We start from the raw sequence: 18,731 nt of genomic DNA on the forward strand, positions 1-18,731 counted from the left end.
GGAGGGTCAGGACACCTCTCGGTCCCCGATGCGCGACCGGACCTCCCCGTACAAGAGCTCCTCCCCACCCACTCCAGGGGCTCCACGAGCCTCGCGCGGACACTCCAGCAAGGCCCGCCACCACCCATCGGCGGGCCGGACGTCCCGGGGTGGCCCCCCGGCCCCGCAGACCCGCTGGCTCTCCCCGGATCGCCGATGCGTCCTGACCACATTGCGAACTGGAGATCCACGTGGCCGGCCGTATCGAGGACTACGCACTCATCGGGGACATGCAGACCGCCGCCCTGGTCAGCAGGGACGGCGCGGTCGACTGGCTGTGCCTGCCCCGGTTCGACTCGCCGGCGGTCTTCGCCGGCCTGCTCGGCACCGATGAACACGGCTTCTGGCGGATCGGCCCGGCCGAGGCGATGGCCGCCGAGTTGCCCGCCCCCGCGGCCGAGCCGTCCCCGGCCGCCGACCGCGTGCGCCTCACCGACACCGGCGACCTGCGCGTCCCACCCGCCACCGCCGCCGCCCCGGCCGTCCCCGCCGACCGGCGCCGCTACCGGGGCGACTCGCTGATCCTGGAGCAGGAGTGGGACTGCCCGGGCGGCAGCGTCCGGGTGATCGACTTCATGCCGCCGCGCCCGCTGGCCGGCCGCGACGCCGTCCCCCAGATGATCCGGATCGTCGAGGGCCTGTCCGGGACCGTCCGGATGCGCTCCGCGCTGCGGATGCGCTTCAGCTACGGCCGGGTCGTGCCCTGGGTGCACCGGGTCGAGCAGGCCGACGGCGGCCACCGCACCGTCGCCGTGGCCGGCCCCGACTCGGTCTGGCTGGACGGCGAGGCCGAGACCTACGGGCGCAACCTCACCACCTACGCCGACTTCACCGTCGCGGCCGGCGAGCGGATCGCCTTCGCCCTGACCTGGCAGGCCTCCCACCTCGACCCGCCGACCGCCCCGGACGCCGAGGAGATGCTCGACGCCACCGCCGACTTCTGGCACGAATGGGCCGGCCAGTGCACCTACCAGGGCCCCTACCGGGAGGCCGTGATCCGTTCGCTGATCACGCTCAAGGGCCTCACCTACGCCCCCACCGGCGGCATCGTCGCCGCGCCCACCACCTCCCTGCCCGAGGACCTCGGCGGTGAGCGCAACTGGGACTACCGCTACACCTGGCTTCGCGACGCCGCGATCACCCTCTCCTCGCTGCTGCGCACCGGCTACCGGGACGAGGCCCGCGCCTGGCGCGAGTGGCTGCTGCGCGCCGTCGCCGGCGACCCGGAGAACCTGCAGATCATGTACGGCATCGCCGGCGAGCGCGAGCTGACCGAGTCCTCGCTGGACTGGCTGCCCGGCTACGAGGGCTCCCAGCCGGTCCGGGTCGGCAACGGCGCGGCCGGCCAGCTCCAGCTCGACGTCTACGGCGAGGTGGTCGAGGCCCTGCACCTGGCCCACATGACCGGCCTGGTCCGCAACGACCACGCCCACCACCTCCAGCTGCGCCTGATCGAGTACCTGGAGGACCACTGGCAGGAGCGGGACGAGGGCATCTGGGAGGTGCGCGGCCCGCGCCGGCACTTCGTCCACTCCAAGGTGATGGCCTGGGTCGCCGTCGACCGCACCATCAAGCTGCTGGAGCAGACCCCCGAGGACGCCCCCTCCGACAGCCACCTGGAGCGCTGGCGCGAACTGCGCGAGACCATCCACCGGGACGTCTGCGAGAAGGGCTACGACCCGGAGCGCAACACCTTCACCCAGTACTACGGCGGCAAGGAGCTCGACGCCTCGCTGCTGCTCATCCCCCAGGTGGGCTTCCTGCCGCCGGACGACAAGCGCGTCATCGGCACCATCGAGGCGATCCAGCGCGAGCTCTCCACCGAGGACGGCTTCGTGCTGCGCTACCCGACCCACGACGAGAGCGGCAATAACGTCGACGGGCTCTCCGGCCACGAGGGCGCCTTCCTCGCCTGCTCGTTCTGGCTGGCCGACGACCTCGCCATGATCGGGCGGGTGCAGGAGGCCCGGGAGCTGTTCGACAAGCTGCTGTCGCTGCGCAACGACCTCGGCCTGCTCGCCGAGGAGTGGGACCCGCGGGAGAAGCGCCAGGTCGGCAACTTCCCGCAGGCGTTCAGCCACGTCCCGCTGATCGACACCGCGCTGCGGCTGACCGCCTGCGGCGGCGCGTACCTCTCGGCCCAGCCGAACGGCCCGGCCGCCGACCGGGCCGAGCAGGCCACGGTCTGACCGGTGGGCGCCCGGCCGGCGGCCGGGCGCCCACCCCGCCGTGCCCGCTACAGGCTGCGCTGCACCAGCTCGTCGTAGGTGCTGAGCACCTGGGCCACGGTGGCGGCCTCGTCCGGCCAGGTCCCGGCCTGCTGCCGGCCGGCCTCCGCCAGGCGGTCCCGGCGGGCCGGATCGGCCAGCAGCCCGCGCACCGCCCGGCCGATCGCCGCCGCGTCGCCGGCCGGGACCAGCACCGCCGCGTCCCCGACCAGCTCGGGGATGCCGCCGACGGACGTCGCCACCACCGGCACGCCGGCCCGCATCGCCTCCTGGACCACCAGCGAACGGGCCTCCCAGCGGCTGGAGACCACCACGACGTCCGCGGCCGCCAGCAGGTCGGGCACATCGGTGCGGTAGCCGAGCAGCCGCACCGGCAGCTTCTCCGCCGTCACCCGCTCGCGCAGGACGGGGGCCTCGGGACCGTCCCCGGCGAGCAGCACCAGGGGCTGCGGGTCCAGGGCGGCCAGTTCCCCGGAGGCGGCGTCCAGCAGCAGTCCGAACGCCTTCTGCGGGACCAGTCGGCCGACCGCCAGGACCAGCGGCCGGTCCGGTCCGGCGCCGAGCAGCGCGGCCCGGGCCTCGGCCCGCTCCAGCCGGCCCTCGGGCATCGGAGGCGCGGCGACCGGCCCGAGCCGGGCGTCGGTGGCACCCAGCTCACGGGCCCGGGCCACCAGGTCGGAGGAGGCTCCGAGCACCAGGTCGGCGGCGCGCGCCACCCGGCGCTCCATCAGCCGCTGCAGCCGGCGCTCCATGCCGGTGGCGAGCAGCGCGTGGTGCGAGGTGACCACCAGCGGGGTCTCCGGGCGCAGGCCCGGGAAGCGGCCGGCGGTGCGCAGCGCCAGGTCGGACAGGAGCCCGGCACGCAGGCCGTGGGCGTGCACCACGTCGGCGCCGGTGAAGGCGCGGCGCAGCTCGCCGATCGCGGTGGCGTCGCTGCGGGCGCCCGCGGTGGGGGTGATGTCGACCAGGTGGAACCTGGCGCCGGAGCGGGAGAACCCGAACAGCTCGTCCGTGCCGGCCGGCCCGCACACCGTCACGGTCACTCCGTGCGCGACCAGGCCCTGTGCCAGGGAGCGCACGTGCGCGCCGATGCCACCGGTGCTGGCGGCCAGGACGAGCACCACGTGCAGCTGGCCCGGTTCAGGGGCGGCCGCGGTGGCCCGGGCGGCGGAATGGTCCACGTCGTCTCGCATCCGACTCGATCAGGTTCGCGCGCCGTGGTGCGAGGATCGCCCGCAGCGGCGCTCGGGACTGGAAAGCCAGTGTCCAGCCGCCACCATGCCAGGTCGGCGGCCCTCTTGGACAGTCGGCGCCACGGGGGCGCGTCGCCGTCGGCCGAGGGCCGCCGCCACCAGGCGGCGGAGCCGGGGCCCGCCTCGTGGGTCGGTCCCCGGCGGTGGACCCGTGGGTTGGGTCAGACTCGGGTTCGCCCCGGCGCCGGCCTAGCGGTGGCGCGGGGTCCGTGCGGCGGCCAGCAGCTCCTCGGCGTGGGCGCGGCCCAGCTCGGAGTCCTCCAGACCGGCCAGCATCCGGGACAGCTCGCGCACCCGCTCCTCGTCGCTGAGCACCTTGACGCCGCTGCGGGTCACCGTGCCGTCGTTGGTCTTCTCCACCACCAGGTGCCGGTCGGCGAAGGCGGCGACCTGCGGCAGGTGGGTGACCACCACGACCTGGGCGGACTCGGCCAGCTTGGCCAGACGGCGGCCGATCTCGACCGCGGCCTTGCCGCCGACGCCGGCGTCCACCTCGTCGAAGAGGTAGGTCGGGACGGGGTCCGCACCGGCGAAGACCACCTCGACTGCCAGCATCACCCGGGAGAGCTCACCGCCCGAGGCGCCCTTGGCGATCGGACGCGGCTGCGCACCCGGGTGCGGGGCCAGCAGCACCTCGACCTCGTCCACGCCGTGCGGGCCGTAGGCGACGGTGCGGCCCTCGATCTCGATCCCCGACAGGTCGTCGACCTGGCTGATCGAGAAGGTGACCCGGGCGTGCGGCATGGCGAGCTCGGCCAGCTCGGCCGAGACCGCCTCGGCGAAGCGGCCGGCGGCAGCCTGCCGGGCGGCCGACACCTCGGCCGCGAGCTCGGCCAGCTCGGCGCGCAGCGCGGTCTCCTGGGCGCCCAGCTCGTCGATCCGCTCGTCGTCGCCGTCGAGTTCGGCCAGCCGGGCGGCGCCCTCCTCGGCCCAGGCCAGCACCTCGGCGAGGGAGTTCTCGGGGCCGCCGTACTTGCGCAGCAGCTGGGCCAGGACGGCTCGGCGGTCCTCGACCGCGGCCAGCCGGACCGGGTCGGCATCCAGGTCGTCGGCGTAGCCGGCGAGGTCGCCGGCCACGTCGGCGAGCAGGTAGCCCACCTCGTTCAGCCGGTCGGCGAGGGCGGCGAGCCGCTCGTCGTGGTGGCGGACGGCGTCCAGGGCACGGCGGGCCTGCGCGAGCAGGGTGCCGGCGTCCAGCACCTCCGGGTCGGCCGGGTCCCCGGCCAGGGCGGCGTGGGCGAGGGTGGCGGCGGAGGAGAGCGCGTCGGCGTGGCCGAGCCGCTCGGCCTCGGCGCCGAGGTCGACGTCCTCACCGGCGACCGGCTCGGCGGCCGCGACCTCGTCCAGGCCGAAGCGGAGCAGGTCCGCCTCCTGGGCTCGCTCGCGGGCCCGGGTGGTCAGCTCCTCCAGGGTCGTGGACACCTCGCGCAGCCTGCGGTGGACCTCGCGGTAGCGGGCCAGCGGCTCGGCCACCGCCTCACCCGCGTACCGGTCCAGGGCTCCGCGCTGGCGGGCCGGCCGGAGCAACCGCTGCTGATCGGTCTGACCGTGGACGGCGATCAGGTCCTCGCCGAGCTCGGCGAGCAGCCCGACCGGTACGGCCCGGCCGCCGACGTACGCCCGGGAGCGGCCCTCGACGGAGACCGTGCGGCTGATCAGCAGCGCGCCGTCGTCCAGTTCCGCCCCCGCCTCGACGGCGCGGGCGGCCACCGGGGAGTCCGCGGGCAGTTCGAGGCGGCCCTCGACCACCGCGCGTCCGCTGCCGTTGCGCACCAGGGCCGGGTCGGCCCGGCCGCCGAGCAGCAGCCCGAGGCTGGTCACCACCATGGTCTTGCCGGCGCCGGTCTCACCCGTCACGGCGGTGAAGCCGGGGGCCAGCTCGACCACCGCGTCGTCGATGACCCCAAGATCCCGTATCCGCATCTCGTCCAACACGGAGACGACCTTACGAGGTTCCACCCCCGCTGCGCGACGAGCGACAACGCCGCACGGCAACTCCGTGCACGCAAGTTCATCCCTTCCGGGAGGTTTGCCCCACGGCGGGGACGGTGCACCACGGCAGGAAGAACTGCACCAGCGGGCCGATGGCCAGCGCATACGCGACGGTGCCGACCCCGGCGGTGCCGCCGAGCAGGACACCCGCCGCCAACACCGTCAGTTCGATGCCGGTACGGATGAGCCGCAGCGAGCGGCCGGTGCGCCGGTGCAGGCCGGTCATCAGCCCGTCGCGCGGCCCCGGCCCGAACCTGGCACCGATGTAGAGGCCGGTGGCCAGACCGTTCAGCACGATCGCGGCGGCCATCAGGGCGATCCGGGCCGGCAGCGGGCCGGGCTCGCCGGCCACCCGCAGGGTGAGGTCCATCGCCGCACCGATCACCAGCACGTTGGCCACCGTGCCGAGGCCGGGGAGCTGGCGCAGCGGGATCCAGAACAACAGGACGAGGGCACCGCAGATGGTCACCCACGCGCCCACCGAGAGGCCGGCGGCCCGCTGCAGCCCCTGGTGGAGGACGTCCCAGGGGTCGAGGCCGAGCCCGGAGCGCAGCATCAGCGCCATGCTCGCCCCGTAGAGGGCGAGCCCGACGGAGAGCTGCGGGAGCCTACGGCCCAGCGCGTGGGTGTCGCCGAGCAGGCGGTCGGCGAGGCTCCGGTCCCCGGCCGCCGCCGTGGGCTCGGCGGCAGGGCCGGCGACGGGGTCGGCGGTGGTGGGCGGGGGCGGGCTGGTGGTGGCCATCGGTACTCCGGCAGGTGGTACTGCACCGTCGGGGGCAGGTCCCCGACGGTGGCGGACTCGATGGCCGCCCTGCGATGATGGCAAGGCCAATGAGGCCCACTCCAGGGCCAATCCCGAGCAAGTGGACTGATTCCGCCATGGCCGACTGGCACACCACCGTCACCGCCGCCGCGCTCGCCCGGCTGCTCTCCACCGCCCGCCTGCCCGAACCCACCGCCGCCCGGCGGCCCGCCTACCGCACCCTGGCCGGGCAGATCCGCCTCCTGGTCACCGAGGGCCGGCTGCCGGTCGGCGCCCGCCTCCCCGCCGAGCGCGAACTCGCCCTGGCCCTGCGGCTCAGCCGCACCACCGTGGCCACCGCGTACGAGGCCCTGCGCACCGACGGCTACCTGCACAGCCGCCGTGGCTCCGGCAGCTGGACCGCCCTGCCCGAGGGCGCCCCGCCGCCCGACGACGCGCTGCACCCGGTGCCACCGGACGAGCAGGGCCGCACCCTCGACCTCGGCGTCGCCGCGCTCCCCGCCCCGCAGCCGTTCCTCGGCGCGGCCGCCGCCCGGGCCGTCGAGCAGCTGCCGGCCTACGCCACCGGGCACGGCCACTTCCCCACCGGCGTCCCCGTCCTGCGCGAGGCGGTCGCCCGCCGCTACACCGAGCGCGGACTGCCCACCTCCCCCGACCAGATCCTGATCACCATCGGCGCGATGGGCGGTCTCCACCTGGTGCAGCGGGCGCTGATCGGAAGCGGCGACCGGGTGGCGGTCGAGGCGCCCAGCTACGCCCACACCCTGCAGGCGCTGCGCCGCGGCGGCGCCCGACTGGTCCCCGTCCCGTACGCCTCGCCGGACGGACCGACCCGGCCGCCGCGCTGGGACCTCGCCGAGTGGCACCGGGTGCTGCACGGCGCCGCGCCCAGGGCCGCCTACGTGATCCCCGACTTCCACAACCCGACCGGCGCCCTCGTCGACGAGGAACAGCGGCGCGAACTGCTCGCCGCCGCCCGCGTCGCGGGTGCGGTGGTCCTGGTCGACGAGACCACCGCCGAACTCGGCTGGGGCGTCGCCGACGGCGACGCCCTCCCCCGCCCGACCGCCGCGCTGGACCGCTCCGCCCAGGTGGTCACGGTCGGCTCGGCGGGCAAACTGCTCTGGGGCGGCCTGCGGATCGGCTGGGTCCGGGCTGCGCCCGCCCTGGTCCGCCGCCTCGCCACCGAGCGCGTCTACAGCGACGTCGGTGCCCCCGTCCTGGACCAGCTGATCGCCGCCGAACTGCTCGGCGAGCCGCTGGAAGCCGTCCGCGCCCACCAGTTGGCCCGGCTGCGGGCGGCCGCAGAGGCCCTCTCCGACGCCCTGCGCACCCGCCTGCCCGACTGGCGCTACGCACCGCCGCCCGGCGGACTCGTCTTCTGGGTCTCCACCGGCGGCATCTCCGGCGCGGCGCTCGCCCGAGCCGGGGAGCAGGTCGGCGTACGGATCGCCGCGGGCAGCCGCTTCGGCGCGGACGGCGCGTTCGAGCACCACATCCGGATTCCGCTCACCGTGCCCGCCGCGGCCGTCCCCGGAGCCGTCGACCGGCTCGCCGAGGTCGCCGCACGGGCCGCCGACGGCCGTTGGCCCGGCGCAGCCGACGAGGGCCAGCCACTGGCGGTGTGACGCCTCACCACCTCTCACCACCTCACCGTCGAAGCAGGGCCGCCTGACCGGCCCTGCGCGACCGGTCGGGGCGGGACCGCGACCGGGCCCCGCCCCACGGCTCAGTGCGTGTCGTGCCGGCCGCGCCAACCCGTCACCGGCAGCGCGAACTTGGCCACCAGCCGGTCGGTGAACGGCGCCCGGTGCAGCCGTGCCAGCCGAACCGGCGTCTGCCCCCGGCGCACCTCGACCCGCGCGCCGGCCGGCAGCTCCACCGAACGGCGGCCGTCGCACCAGAGCACCCCGTGCGGGGTCTTCGGCTGCACCTCCACCGCCAGCACCGAGTCCGGCGAGGTCACCAGCGGCCGGGCGAACAGCGCGTGCGCGCTGATCGGCACCATCAGCAGCGCCTCCACCTCCGGCCAGACCACCGGCCCGCCACCGGAGAACGCGTACGCCGTCGAACCGGTCGGTGTCGCGCAGACCACCCCGTCGCAGCCGAAGTTGGAGACCGGGCGGCCGTCCACCTCGGTCACCACCTCCAGCATCCGCTCCCGGGACGCCTTCTCGATCGACGCCTCGTTCAGCGCCCAGTCGTGGTGCAGCACGTCGCCGTTGGTCCGCACGATCACGTCGAGGGTCATCCGCTCCTCGACCTCGTAGTCGGCGTCGACCACCCGCTCGACCACCACGGCCAGGTCGTCCCGCTCGGCCTCGGCGAGGAAGCCGACCCGGCCCAGGTTGATGCCGAGCATCGGGAGGCCGTGCTCACGCGCCAGCTCGGCCCCGCGCAGCAGCGTCCCGTCGCCGCCCGCGACCAGGATCAGCTCGCAGCCGTCGGCGGCCCCCGGCCCACCGGGCACCCGCTCCACGCCGTCCGGCAGATCCAGGTCCACCGCCTCGGCGGCGAGGAGCCGGATCCGGATCCCCGCCTTGAGCAGGCCGTGCACCAGGCCCTCGACGCTGCGCAGCGCGGCCTCACGGCCGGTGTGCGCGATCAGGAAGACCGTCCGCTCGTCACTCATGCGCCCACCTCGCTGCCCCTGTCGCCGCTTCCGTCGCCTCCGCCGCTGACACCGCTGCCGATTCTGACGCGGTTGCCGGTCCCGGGGCCGTCGCCCCGCCCGACCGCCGCCCCGCGAGACGTGCTCCCCGCGACGATCCGCTCCCGGCTTCCGGCCAGGAGTACCCCCATGATTCGCCCGCTCATGTCAGCTGCCCTCTCCCTACGTCGGCCGGGTCGCCGTTGGCCGGTGCGGCCGCGTTGACCCAGCATGACGGACCGGACGTCCGCAGAGCAGCCTATCGGGGGCCCTCCGCAACGGCCCGGTCCGCGTCCGCCGGATCCAACTGCGGTGCATCCCGGCGCAACCAGAGGAAGTACTCGACGTTCCCGGACGGACCGGGCAGCGGGCTCGCGGTCACCGCGCGCACGCCCAACCCGAGCTCCCACGCCTGCCCCGCGACCTGGCGCACCATCTCCGCGCGCAGCTGCGGGCTGCGCACCACTCCACCGCTGCCGAGGCGTTCCTTGCCGATCTCGAACTGCGGCTTGACCATCAGCACCAGGTCCGCGTCCTCGGCGGCGCAGCCGGCCAGCGCCGGCAGCACCAGACCCAGCGAGATGAAGGAGAGGTCGCCGACCACCAGGTCGACCGGCGTCCCGCCGATCAGCTCCGGGGTCAGCTCGCGCACATTGGTGCGGTCCATCACCGTCACCCGCTCATCGCTCTGCAGCGACCAGGCGAGCTGCCCGTAGCCGACGTCCACCGCCAGCACCTGCGCCGCCCCGGCGCGCAGCAGCACGTCGGTGAACCCGCCGGTGGACGCGCCGGCGTCCAGCGCCCGGCGGCCCTCGACCACCAGGCCCTGCGGTACGAAGGCGGCGAACGCCCCGGCCAGCTTGTGGCCGCCGCGCGAGACGTAGTCGGGGTCGTTCTCGTCCTTCGCCACCACGACCGCCGCCGAGGTCTCCACCTGGGTGGCCGGCTTGGTCGCGGTGGTGCCGCCGACGGTCACCCGGCCGGCCGCGATCAGCTCGGACGCGTGCTCCCGCGACCGGGCCAGCTTGCGGCGGACCAGCTCCGCGTCGAGACGGCGTCGTGCCACTGCCACTGGTGTTTCAGCTCCTACGGATGGGTCTTGCGGGTCAATCCCGGTCGAGCGCGGCCAGCGTCTCGGTGAGCCGCTGGTGAACATCTTCGTACACCGCGACGTGTGCCCCGGTCGGCACCCCGTCCAGTGCCGCGAGCCGGGCCAGCCCGGCGTCGACGGCCGGGTGGCCGGTCGGGGTCAGCTCGACGGCGAGCGGGAGCGGCTCGCCGCCGAGCGGGTCGGCCGCGTCGGCCGCGTCGGCGATGTCGGGGGCGTCGAGGGCGCCCGGACGGTCCGGGGTGTCGAGGTCGAGGTCGGGGTCGCGATCAGGCATCGGGCTTCTTCGCGGTGCTGGTCCTCCGGACGGTGGTCTTCCTGCTCGCGGTCCGCTTGGCGGGAGCCTCCTGCCCGGCCGCGGTCTTCTTGGCGACCGTCCGCTTGGCGACCGTCTTCTTGGCCGCGGCCTTCTTGGTGGCGGCCTTCTTCGCCGGGGCCTTCTTCGCCGGGGCCTCCTCGGCGGGCGCCGCATCGGCCGCCACCCTCTTCACCGCCGCCTTCTCCTCGGCCGCCTTCCCGGCCGGCGACCTCCTCGCCCGCGCCGACTTCGCAGCGGCGGTCTTCCCCGCCGCCGGTGCCCCCGCCGAGTCCGGCTCCGTCGGCGTCTTCGGTTCCGGGGCCGTGCGCGCCGGCGGCACCGGCGGGTCGACCTCCACCGGCGCGTCGACCTCCACCCGCTCGGTCACTATCCACTCCGCGGCCGCCCGGTTGGCCGGCGCGGCCGGCTCATCGCCCGTCTCCCAGCCCCGGCCGAACAGCCCGTCCGCACGCGGGGCCGGCCCCGGTTCCTCGGCCGCCGGTGCCTTCGCCGCGGGCGCGGCCTCCCCCTCGACCTCGCGCAGCTTGCTCTCCAGGTAGGCGAGCACCACCCCGACCTTGGTCACCTGGTCGCCGACCTTCTCGAAGGCCCGCTCGACCTCGCCCCGCGCCACGCCGACCGCCAGGTCCACCCCGGCCCGGCCCGCGGTCACCGCCTCCTCGGCCAGTGTCTGCAGCGCCTTGGGGGACGGCGGGAACTGCCCGCCGAGCCTCCGCTCCACCCCGGCGACATCCACCCCGGTCTTCTCCAGCAGCCCGGCCGCCGTCCCGACGACCCGCTTGCCGGCCTCCTCCACCAGCCCGGCGGCGACCTCCACCACTCCCCGCACCGTCTTCGGCAGCATCCGGGTGCCTCCTAAGCGCCTCTGCGCATCGCTCTGTCGCCGTGGCACCCGGACCCGTTCCGGGAACCCACTGACGACGCTACAGCCAAAACCGTGCTGGGGTACCGTGGCCCCGCAGTCACCGCCGCCGTCGTACAGGGAGTGGACCAGCCGCCATGGCCAACGCCGAGGAGTGCCGCTCGGCACTGGAACAGCTCAGCAGGAACCTGGCCCGCTCCACCGGCGACGTCCGCAAGGCCGCCGCCCTCGACCGCTCGCTGACCTGCCGGATCACCGACCTCGACCTGACCTTCTCCGGCCGGCTGCGCGACGGCCGGATCGAGGGGGTCGCCGAGGCGCCCGGCCCGCCCGCCGCGAAGGCCGAGATCCGGCTCACCATGAGCAGCGACGACCTGGTCGCCCTCGTCGACGGGAGGCTCAACTTCGCCTCGGCCTGGGCCACCGGCCGGGTCAGGCTGGAGGCCGGCTTCCGCGACCTGCTGCGGCTGCGCACCCTGCTCTGACCCGACCCGCAGCCGGTCGCGTCCCCACTCCTTACGGACGCCGGGGCTCAGCAGCCCAGCTCGGCCAGTGCCTTCCGCCCGTCCACCGCGACGCCGCCCGCGTCCAGCGCCGTCCACGCCGCCGCGCAGAGCGCCCGCAGGCCGTCCCAGCGGTCCTCGCCGGTGGCCGTCAGCCGCAGCTCGCCGTCCTGCGACACGGCCACCCAGCCGCCGCAGCCGAATCCGCCGTCCGGCTGCCCGACCACCGGGGAGTGCGGCACCAGCAGCCCGCGCAGGTCCGCGGAGAGGTAGGTCGGCCGGTGCTCCGCCCGCGCCGTGAGCAGTTGCACCGGCGTGGTGACGCCGGTGAAGACCAGCAGACTGTCCACGCCGCCGTTGAACGCGCCCTCGATGTCCGTGTCCAGCCGGTCCCCCACCACCAGTGGCCGCCGCGCACCCGTACGCAGCACCGTCTCGCGGTGCATCGGCGGCAGCGGCTTGCCCGCCACCTCCGGCTCCACGCCGGTCGCCGCCCGGACCGCGGCGACCAGCGTGCCGTTGCCCGGCGCGATGCCGCGCGCCTGCGGGACGGTCAGGTCCAGGTTGGACGCCACCCACGGCAGCCCGCGCTGGATCGCGAACGAGGCCTCCGCCAGGTGCTGCCAGCCCACCGAGGGGTCGAAGCCCTGCACCACCGCGAGCGGCTCCTCGGCCAGCGTGCGCACGGGCACCAACCCCCGCTCGGCCAGCGCCTCCTCCAGGCCCGCACCGCCGACGACCAGCACCTTCGCCCCGGCCGGGACCTTCTCGGCCACCACCCGAGCGGCCGCCTGGGCCGAGTTGATGACGTCGCCGGGCTCCGCGGGCACGCCCAGCCCGGTCAGGTGCTCGGCGACCACCCGGGGCGGGCGGGAGGCGTTGTTGGTCACGTAGGCCAGCCGCATCCCGGCCACCCGGGCCGCGTCCAGCGACTCCACCGCGTGCTCGATCGCGTCCGGCCCGGCGTAGACGACGCCGTCGAGGTCCAGCAGGGCCGTGTCGTACGCCTCGGTGAGCGGGCGGTCGCTCCCGCCGGGGGCGGTCCGTCGCGCGGTGGTGGCCGTCTCGGTCATGCCTGCTCTACCTCATTCACTGGGTCGCTCACTCGTTCGTTCCCGGGGCGGGGCCCCGCCCGTCCGCGCCGCCCGGACCGGTGCCCGTGCCCCCGCGGCCCTCCCCGCCGCTCGGCGGCAGGTCGGACGGTCCCTCGGACGACTCCGGGGGTTCCAGGTAGCCCGGCGCCCCCGGCAGCAGCGGTCCGAACGCCCCGGCGCGGGCCGCCAGGGTCGCCCGGGTCTGCCGCAGGGCGGCCCGGTAGTGGTCGGTCTCCGGCCGCATGGCCACGGCCAGCGCCAGGTGCTCTGCGGACGTCTCGAAGTCGCCCAGCCGGGCCGCCGAGACGCCCCATCCGAACTGAGCGTAGTCGTCCGACGGATCGGCCAGGGCGACGGCCCGGAAGTTCTCCAGCGCCGCCGCGTAGGAACCGGCGTCGAACTGCGCTCTCGCCAGCGTCTCCCGGATGCTGCGCGAGTGCGGCTCCGCTGCGGCCGCCCGCGCCAGCAGCTGCTCGGCCGCCGCCGGGTGCCCCTGTGCCAGCAGCCGGCCGCCGCGGCGGAACCAGTCGTACACGTCCCCCGCGGGCTCCCCCGCCCGGTCCGGCTCCGGCACTCCGCCGCCCCCGGTGCCTCCGCCGGGTATGCCGGCACCCGCGCCCGCGCCGGGACCGGTTCCCTCGGCGCCCGAGACGGCCGCCTCGTGGGACGCCTCGCCCCCGCCTTTCCGATCGTTCACGCCGTACCTCGCCCTCGGTCACGACACCCGCCCCACCGACCAGCACGGGTGTTCCGATCTCTGAACAACGCGTACCCGGTTACGATGCCCAGAATGAGCGCACCCAGTGCAGAAAGCGGAGCGGAGTCTCCGCAGGGCGGCCCCGGCGATCCCGGGCACGTCGCCACTGCAGGCCTGTCCCTGTTCCCCTTCCGAGGCCTGCGTTACGTCCCCGACCGGGTCGGAGCGCTGGCTGCCGTGACCTCGCCACCGTACGACGTGGTCGACCCCGGCCGACGGCTCGACCTGGAGACCGCCGACCCGCACAACGTGGTCCGGCTGATCCTCCCCCGCCCCGAGCCGGACGAGCCCGGCGACCGCCCGGACCGCGACACCCGCTACCGCCACGCCGCCCGCCTGCTGCGCGACTGGCAACGCGAGGGCGTCCTGGCCGCCGACCCGGTGCCCGCGCTGTACGTCTACGAGCAGCGGGTGCCCGCCGCCGGCGACTCACCCGAGGTGCTCCAGCGCGGCCTGATCGGCGCGCTCGCCGTGAGCGGCAGCGAGGCCGCCGTCGTCCTCCCCCACGAGGACGTGATGCCCAGACCGGTCGCCGACCGGGTCGGCCTGATGCGCACCACCCGCGCCAACCTCGAACCGCTGCTGCTCACCTACCGGGGCAGCGGCGGCGCGGCCGGCGTGGTCGACCGCGCCGTCCGGGACGAGCCGCTGCTCACCACCACCACCTCGGACGGTACCCACCACCGGCTCTGGGCCGTCACCGACGTCGCCGAGATCGCCGAGGTCAGCCGCGACCTCTCCACCTGCCGCGCGCTGATCGCCGACGGGCACCACCGCTGGGAGATGTACCTGCGGCTCCAGCGCGAACACCGCCACCTGCCGCGCAGCCCCTGGGACCGCGGCCTGGTGCTGCTGGTCGACACCGCCCGCTACCCGCTCCAGGTCCGGGCGATCCACCGGGTGCTGTACCGGCTGCCGGTCGCCGAGGCGCTGGAGGAGCTCGGCGACAGCTGGCAGGTCAAGGAGGTTCCCGGCCCGCTGGAGACCGCCCTGCAGGCGCTCGCCGAACAGAAGCGGCACGGCGGCAGCAGCTTCGTGCTCACCGGCGGCGACGACACCTACTGGCTGGTGGGCGAGCCCGACGAGGCCCTGCTCGACGCCACCGTCCCGCACGACCGGCCGGAGGAGTGGCGCCACCTGGACGCGACCGTCCTGCACGCCACCCTGCTCGACCACACCTGGCGCATCCCCGACGGGCCGGACGACATCGGCTACCTGCACACCGCCGTGGCCGCCGAACGCGAGGCAGCCCGCACCGGCGGGACGGCGGTGCTGCTGCACCCGGTGCGCGAGAGCGTGGTCCGCCGGCTCGCCGAGCAGGGCGTCACCATGCCCCGCAAGTCGACCTCCTTCGGCCCCAAGCCGGCCACCGGGCTGGTCCTGCGCAACCTCGAACTGGGCTGAGGGCGGCGCCCGGTCACCGGTCCGGCCGGTAGCGGTCTGCCTGGTCCCGGCGCGGACGGCCCGGGACCGGCCCGGGACCGGCCGCGGACAGCCGCGGACAGCGAAGAGGCCCTGTCTCCACCACGGGGATCCCGTGGTGGAGACAGGGCCTCAGTCAGTACCGGGTGCCGTCAGGCCTCAGGCCTTGGCGTCGGTGGACCGCTCCGGCACGACGCCGTCGAAGTCCTCGTCGATCTCCAGGTCGTCCTCGTCGTAGAACTCCTCGACGTCTTCCTCGTCCTCGAAGATCTCCCGCTCGTCCGGCACGCCACCGCGCGACTTCGCCTCAGCCGGAGCCTCGGCCTGCTCGGCCTCCTCTTCCAGCTCCGGGTCGAGCGCGTCCACGAACTCCAGGCCGTCAATCTCGGCGAGCCGCTCGGAGGCGTTGGTCGCGCCGTCGGTGTCGGCCTCGGCGGCCTTGGCGAACCACTCGCGGGCCTCGTCGCCACGACCGGCCGCGATCAGCGCCTCGGCGTAGGCGTACCGCAGGCGCGCGGTCCACGGGTGCACGGCGCTGGAGGCCAGCTCCGGGCTCTGCAGGGTGACCACGGCCGCGTCGAACTGCTCCATGTCGGAGCGAGCGCCGGCCGCGACCAGGCGCATCTCGACCTGGCCGGCCTTGTCCAGCTGCTTCACCTCGGGCTCGCCGGCCATCGCCAGCGCGCGCTCCGGACGGCCGAGGCCGCGCTCGCAGTCCGCCATCACGGGCCACAGGTCGGCACGACCGGTCATCCGACGGGCGGCGCGGAACTCGGTGAGCGCCTCGGAGTAACGCTGCGTCATGTACGAGGCGAACCCGGCCGCCTCACGGACGGCGGCGACCCGGGAGGCCAGCCGCAGCGCGACGCGGGAGTACTGGTAGGCCTCCTCCGGCTCACCGTCCAGGAGCCGGGCGACCATCACCAGGTTGCGGGCGACGTCGTCGGCCAGCGTCTTGGGCAGGCTCTTGAGCTCCTGGCGCACGTCCGCGTCCAGCTCGAAGCCGGTGACGTCCTCCGGGATCGGCAGGCGCTTGACCGGCTCGTAGTTGCCACGGCGGTCGTCGTAGTCCCGGCCACCGCGGTCGTCACGGTCGCGGTACGACGGGCGGTCGTCACGACGCGGCCGGTCGTCGCGACGGAAGCCGCCACCCTGCAAACGGTCGTCACGGCGCCCCTCGAAACGGCGGGCACCGCGGTCGTCACGGTCACGGTTGAAGCCGCCGCCCTGCGGACGGTCATCGCGACGGTAGCCACCGCGGTCGTCACGGTCACGGTTGAACCCACCGGACGGACGGTCGTCACGGCGGAAGCCACCACCCTGCGGACGGTCGTCACGACGGTAGCCACCACGATCGTCACGGTCACGGTTGAACCCACCGGACGGACGGTCGTCCCGGCGGAAGCCACCACCCTGCGGACGGTCGTCACGACGGTAGCCACCACGATCGTCACGGTCACGGTTGAAGCCGCCGCCCTGCGGACGGTCATCGCGGCGCGGACGGTCGTCCCGGTCATCCCGACGGAAGCCACCGGACGGACGGTCATCGCGACGGTAGCCACCGCGGTCGTCACGGTCACGGTTGAAGCCGCCGCCCTGCGGACGGTCATCGCGGCGGAAGCCACCACCCTGCGGACGGTCGTCACGACGGTAGCCACCGCGGTCGTCACGGTCACGGTTGAACCCACCGGACGGACGGTCGTCCCGGCGGAAGCCACCACCCTGCGGACGGTCGTCACGACGGTAGCCACCGCGGTCGTCACGGTCACGGTTGAAGCCGCCGCCCTGCGGACGGTCATCGCGGCGCGGACGGTCGTCCCGGTCATCCCGACGGTAGCCACCGGACGGACGGTCGTCCCGGCGGAAGCCACCACCCTGCGGACGGTCATCGCGACGGTAGCCACCGCGGTCGTCACGGTCACGGTTGAAGCCGCCGCCCTGCGGACGGTCATCGCGGCGCGGACGGTCGTCCCGGTCATCCCGACGGAAGCCACCGGACGGACGGTCATCGCGACGGTAGCCACCACGATCGTCACGGTCACGGTTGAACCCACCGGACGGACGGTCGTCCCGGCGGAAGCCACCACCCTGCGGACGGTCGTCACGACGGTAGCCACCGCGGTCGTCACGGTCACGGTTGAACCCACCGGACGGACGGTCATCGCGACGGTAGCCACCGCGGTCGTCACGGTCACGGTTGTAACCGCCGCCCTGCGGGCGGTCATCGCGGCGCGGACGGTCGTTCCGGTCGTCACGGCGCGGACCACGGTCGTTGGACCAGCCCCCGCGAGACCGGGGCTCGTAGCCGCGGCCGTCGTCCGATCGACGCTCGGGACGGTCCTGGGGCTGGTTCGACATTGTGGTGACTCCTTCTGCTGCTTCAGCTCCACCGCGGACCGGGCGACACCACTGCCCTCACGCGGTTCGATGCCGGCCTGCTGGCCAGGCACCCTCTCCATTGTCCGGCATCCGGGGGCAGCCCGCGTCAGGGCGGAAGTCCCGAGCACCGGCGGTGCACACGTTCGCAAAACACAAAAAGGCCGCGGCCCCAGCGAATCGCTGGGGCCGCGGCCTTGAATGATTGTTCGGCGGCGTCCTACTCTCCCACAGGGTCCCCCCTGCAGTACCATCGGCGCTGTGAGGCTTAGCTTCCGGGTTCGGAATGTAACCGGGCGTTTCCCTCACGCTATGACCACCGAAACCCTATCGGGTATTCAGCGAAACACACTTTTCAGTTGATAAGTGTTTCCTTGTTCGCCGGCGATAGCTGTTCGCTACCCGGGAACCACACAGTGAACGCGAGCGTCTGAGGACAAGCCCTCGGCCTATTAGTACCGGTCAACTCCACCCCTCACAGGGCTTCCATATCCGGCCTATCAACCCAGTCGTCTACTGGGAGCCTTACCCTCTCAAGGAGGTGGGAGTGCTCATCTCGAAGCAGGCTTCCCGCTTAGATGCTTTCAGCGGTTATCCCTCCCGAACGTAGCCAACCAGCCATGCCCTTGGCAGAACAACTGGCACACCAGAGGTTCGTCCGTCCCGGTCCTCTCGTACTAGGGACAGCCCTTCTCAACACTCCTACGCGCACAGCGGATAGGGACCGAACTGTCTCACGACGTTCTAAACCCAGCTCGCGTACCGCTTTAATGGGCGAACAGCCCAACCCTTGGGACCTACTCCAGCCCCAGGATGCGACGAGCCGACATCGAGGTGCCAAACCATCCCGTCGATATGGACTCTTGGGGAAGATCAGCCTGTTATCCCCGGGGTACCTTTTATCCGTTGAGCGACGGCGCTTCCACAAGCCACCGCCGGATCACTAGTCCCTACTTTCGTACCTGCTCGACCCGTCAGTCTCACAGTCAAGCTCCCTTGTGCACTTACACTCAACACCTGATTGCCAACCAGGCTGAGGGAACCTTTGGGCGCCTCCGTTACCCTTTAGGAGGCAACCGCCCCAGTTAAACTACCCACCAGACACTGTCCCTGATCCGGATCACGGACCCAGGTTAGACATCCAGCACGACCAGAGTGGTATTTCAACGACGACTCCACAACAACTGGCGTTGCCGCTTCAAAGTCTCCCACCTATCCTACACAAGCCGAACCGAACACCAATATCAAGCTATAGTAAAGGTCCCGGGGTCTTTCCGTCCTGCTGCGCGAAACGAGCATCTTTACTCGTAATGCAATTTCACCGGGCCTATGGTTGAGACAGTCGAGAAGTCGTTACGCCATTCG

Annotated in this window: 14 protein-coding genes, 2 rRNA genes and 1 pseudogene (1 of these 17 cut by a window edge); 4 read left to right on the forward strand and 13 right to left on the reverse strand. The window is 73.8% G+C overall.

What is annotated here, in order from left to right:
* The first annotated feature begins 230 nt into the window (after window positions 1-230).
* The gene (locus ACF9IK_RS09680) at window positions 231-2,228 is read left to right on the forward strand and encodes a glycoside hydrolase family 15 protein (RefSeq protein WP_395293831.1); all 1,998 of its coding nucleotides are present in this window, start codon (window positions 231-233) and stop codon (window positions 2,226-2,228) included.
* A gap of 47 nt (window positions 2,229-2,275) precedes the next feature.
* On the opposite strand, the gene ACF9IK_RS09685 is transcribed toward ACF9IK_RS09680, so the two are convergent.
* The 3 genes from ACF9IK_RS09685 to ACF9IK_RS09695 form a co-directional block, all read right to left on the reverse strand.
* On the reverse strand, window positions 2,276-3,460 hold the full coding sequence (locus tag ACF9IK_RS09685; protein WP_395293832.1) for a glycosyltransferase family 4 protein: 1,185 nt from the start codon (window positions 3,458-3,460) through the stop codon (window positions 2,276-2,278).
* Between the two features lie 249 nt (window positions 3,461-3,709).
* Window positions 3,710-5,443, reverse strand: coding sequence for a DNA repair protein RecN (gene recN, locus ACF9IK_RS09690; protein WP_395298526.1), 1,734 nt, complete (start codon window positions 5,441-5,443; stop codon window positions 3,710-3,712).
* Between the two features lie 88 nt (window positions 5,444-5,531).
* Window positions 5,532-6,254: a YczE/YyaS/YitT family protein gene (locus ACF9IK_RS09695; RefSeq protein WP_395293833.1), complete on the reverse strand. Its 723-nt coding sequence runs from the start codon at window positions 6,252-6,254 to the stop codon at window positions 5,532-5,534.
* Between the two features lie 137 nt (window positions 6,255-6,391).
* On the opposite strand from ACF9IK_RS09695, the gene ACF9IK_RS09700 reads away from it, so the two are divergent.
* Entirely contained in the window at window positions 6,392-7,903 is a 1,512-nt protein-coding gene (locus tag ACF9IK_RS09700) for a PLP-dependent aminotransferase family protein (RefSeq protein ID WP_395293834.1), read from the forward strand.
* Between the two features lie 101 nt (window positions 7,904-8,004).
* Here the strand turns inward: ACF9IK_RS09700 and ACF9IK_RS09705 are convergent, their stop codons facing one another.
* The 4 genes from ACF9IK_RS09705 to ACF9IK_RS09720 all read right to left on the reverse strand — a co-directional run bounded on the left by ACF9IK_RS09705 (window position 8,005) and on the right by ACF9IK_RS09720 (window position 11,196).
* On the reverse strand, window positions 8,005-8,907 hold the full coding sequence (locus tag ACF9IK_RS09705; RefSeq protein ID WP_238863250.1) for an NAD kinase: 903 nt from the start codon (window positions 8,905-8,907) through the stop codon (window positions 8,005-8,007).
* A gap of 277 nt (window positions 8,908-9,184) precedes the next feature.
* Complete coding sequence (locus tag ACF9IK_RS09710) at window positions 9,185-9,991, reverse strand: TlyA family RNA methyltransferase (RefSeq protein WP_395298527.1); 807 nt, start codon at window positions 9,989-9,991, stop codon at window positions 9,185-9,187.
* A 40-nt stretch (window positions 9,992-10,031) separates the two neighbouring features.
* On the reverse strand, window positions 10,032-10,310 hold the full coding sequence (locus ACF9IK_RS09715; RefSeq protein ID WP_395293835.1) for a hypothetical protein: 279 nt from the start codon (window positions 10,308-10,310) through the stop codon (window positions 10,032-10,034).
* Complete coding sequence (locus tag ACF9IK_RS09720; RefSeq protein WP_395293836.1) at window positions 10,303-11,196, reverse strand: histone H1-like repetitive region-containing protein; 894 nt, start codon at window positions 11,194-11,196, stop codon at window positions 10,303-10,305. The genes ACF9IK_RS09715 and ACF9IK_RS09720 overlap by 8 nt, the downstream gene beginning before the upstream one ends.
* Before the next feature lie 155 nt (window positions 11,197-11,351).
* Here ACF9IK_RS09720 and ACF9IK_RS09725 point away from each other — a divergent pair, with 155 nt between their 5' ends.
* Window positions 11,352-11,699: an SCP2 sterol-binding domain-containing protein gene (locus ACF9IK_RS09725; RefSeq protein ID WP_395293837.1), complete on the forward strand. Its 348-nt coding sequence runs from the start codon at window positions 11,352-11,354 to the stop codon at window positions 11,697-11,699.
* 47 nt (window positions 11,700-11,746) lie between these two features.
* Here the strand turns inward: ACF9IK_RS09725 and ACF9IK_RS09730 are convergent, their stop codons facing one another.
* Complete coding sequence (locus ACF9IK_RS09730) at window positions 11,747-12,790, reverse strand: HAD-IIA family hydrolase (protein WP_395293838.1); 1,044 nt, start codon at window positions 12,788-12,790, stop codon at window positions 11,747-11,749.
* Window positions 12,791-12,818: 28 nt separating this feature from the next.
* Window positions 12,819-13,508 (reverse strand): tetratricopeptide repeat protein, encoded by a 690-nt coding sequence (locus ACF9IK_RS09735; protein ID WP_395293839.1) that lies wholly within the window; start codon window positions 13,506-13,508, stop codon window positions 12,819-12,821.
* Window positions 13,509-13,601: 93 nt separating this feature from the next.
* Between ACF9IK_RS09735 and ACF9IK_RS09740 the strand changes: the two genes are divergently transcribed.
* Window positions 13,602-14,972, forward strand: coding sequence for a DUF1015 family protein (locus tag ACF9IK_RS09740; RefSeq protein ID WP_395293840.1), 1,371 nt, complete (start codon window positions 13,602-13,604; stop codon window positions 14,970-14,972).
* Between the two features lie 177 nt (window positions 14,973-15,149).
* Here the strand turns inward: ACF9IK_RS09740 and ACF9IK_RS09745 are convergent, their stop codons facing one another.
* The 4 genes and pseudogenes from ACF9IK_RS09745 to ACF9IK_RS09760 all read right to left on the reverse strand — a co-directional run.
* Window positions 15,150-15,974: a tetratricopeptide repeat protein gene (locus tag ACF9IK_RS09745; protein WP_395298528.1), complete on the reverse strand. Its 825-nt coding sequence runs from the start codon at window positions 15,972-15,974 to the stop codon at window positions 15,150-15,152.
* A 135-nt stretch (window positions 15,975-16,109) separates the two neighbouring features.
* Window positions 16,110-16,994: pseudogene (locus ACF9IK_RS09750) on the reverse strand (hypothetical protein); the annotation flags it as partial.
* Window positions 16,995-17,573: 579 nt separating this feature from the next.
* A 5S ribosomal RNA gene (gene rrf / locus ACF9IK_RS09755) occupies window positions 17,574-17,690 on the reverse strand.
* A 108-nt stretch (window positions 17,691-17,798) separates the two neighbouring features.
* Window positions 17,799-18,731 (reverse strand): 23S ribosomal RNA (locus ACF9IK_RS09760) (it continues 2,187 nt past the right edge of the window).

The organism is Kitasatospora hibisci (assembly GCF_043950205.1).
In the GTDB taxonomy this organism is placed as follows: domain Bacteria; phylum Actinomycetota; class Actinomycetes; order Streptomycetales; family Streptomycetaceae; genus Kitasatospora; species Kitasatospora hibisci.

Bases quoted from the DNA above. Each gene is read 5' to 3' on its own strand.
- ACF9IK_RS09685 (WP_395293832.1), bottom strand. From the start codon at position 3,460: ATGCGAGACGACGTGGACCATTCCGCCGCCCGGGCCACCGCGGCCGCC.
- recN (WP_395298526.1), bottom strand. From the start codon at position 5,443: ATGCGGATACGGGATCTTGGGGTCATCGACGACGCGGTGGTCGAGCTG.
- ACF9IK_RS09695 (WP_395293833.1), bottom strand. From the start codon at position 6,254: ATGGCCACCACCAGCCCGCCCCCGCCCACCACCGCCGACCCCGTCGCC.
- ACF9IK_RS09700 (WP_395293834.1), top strand. From the start codon at position 6,392: ATGGCCGACTGGCACACCACCGTCACCGCCGCCGCGCTCGCCCGGCTG.
- ACF9IK_RS09705 (WP_238863250.1), bottom strand. From the start codon at position 8,907: ATGAGTGACGAGCGGACGGTCTTCCTGATCGCGCACACCGGCCGTGAG.
- ACF9IK_RS09715 (WP_395293835.1), bottom strand. From the start codon at position 10,310: ATGCCTGATCGCGACCCCGACCTCGACCTCGACACCCCGGACCGTCCG.
- ACF9IK_RS09720 (WP_395293836.1), bottom strand. From the start codon at position 11,196: ATGCTGCCGAAGACGGTGCGGGGAGTGGTGGAGGTCGCCGCCGGGCTG.
- ACF9IK_RS09725 (WP_395293837.1), top strand. From the start codon at position 11,352: ATGGCCAACGCCGAGGAGTGCCGCTCGGCACTGGAACAGCTCAGCAGG.
- ACF9IK_RS09730 (WP_395293838.1), bottom strand. From the start codon at position 12,790: ATGACCGAGACGGCCACCACCGCGCGACGGACCGCCCCCGGCGGGAGC.
- ACF9IK_RS09740 (WP_395293840.1), top strand. From the start codon at position 13,602: ATGAGCGCACCCAGTGCAGAAAGCGGAGCGGAGTCTCCGCAGGGCGGC.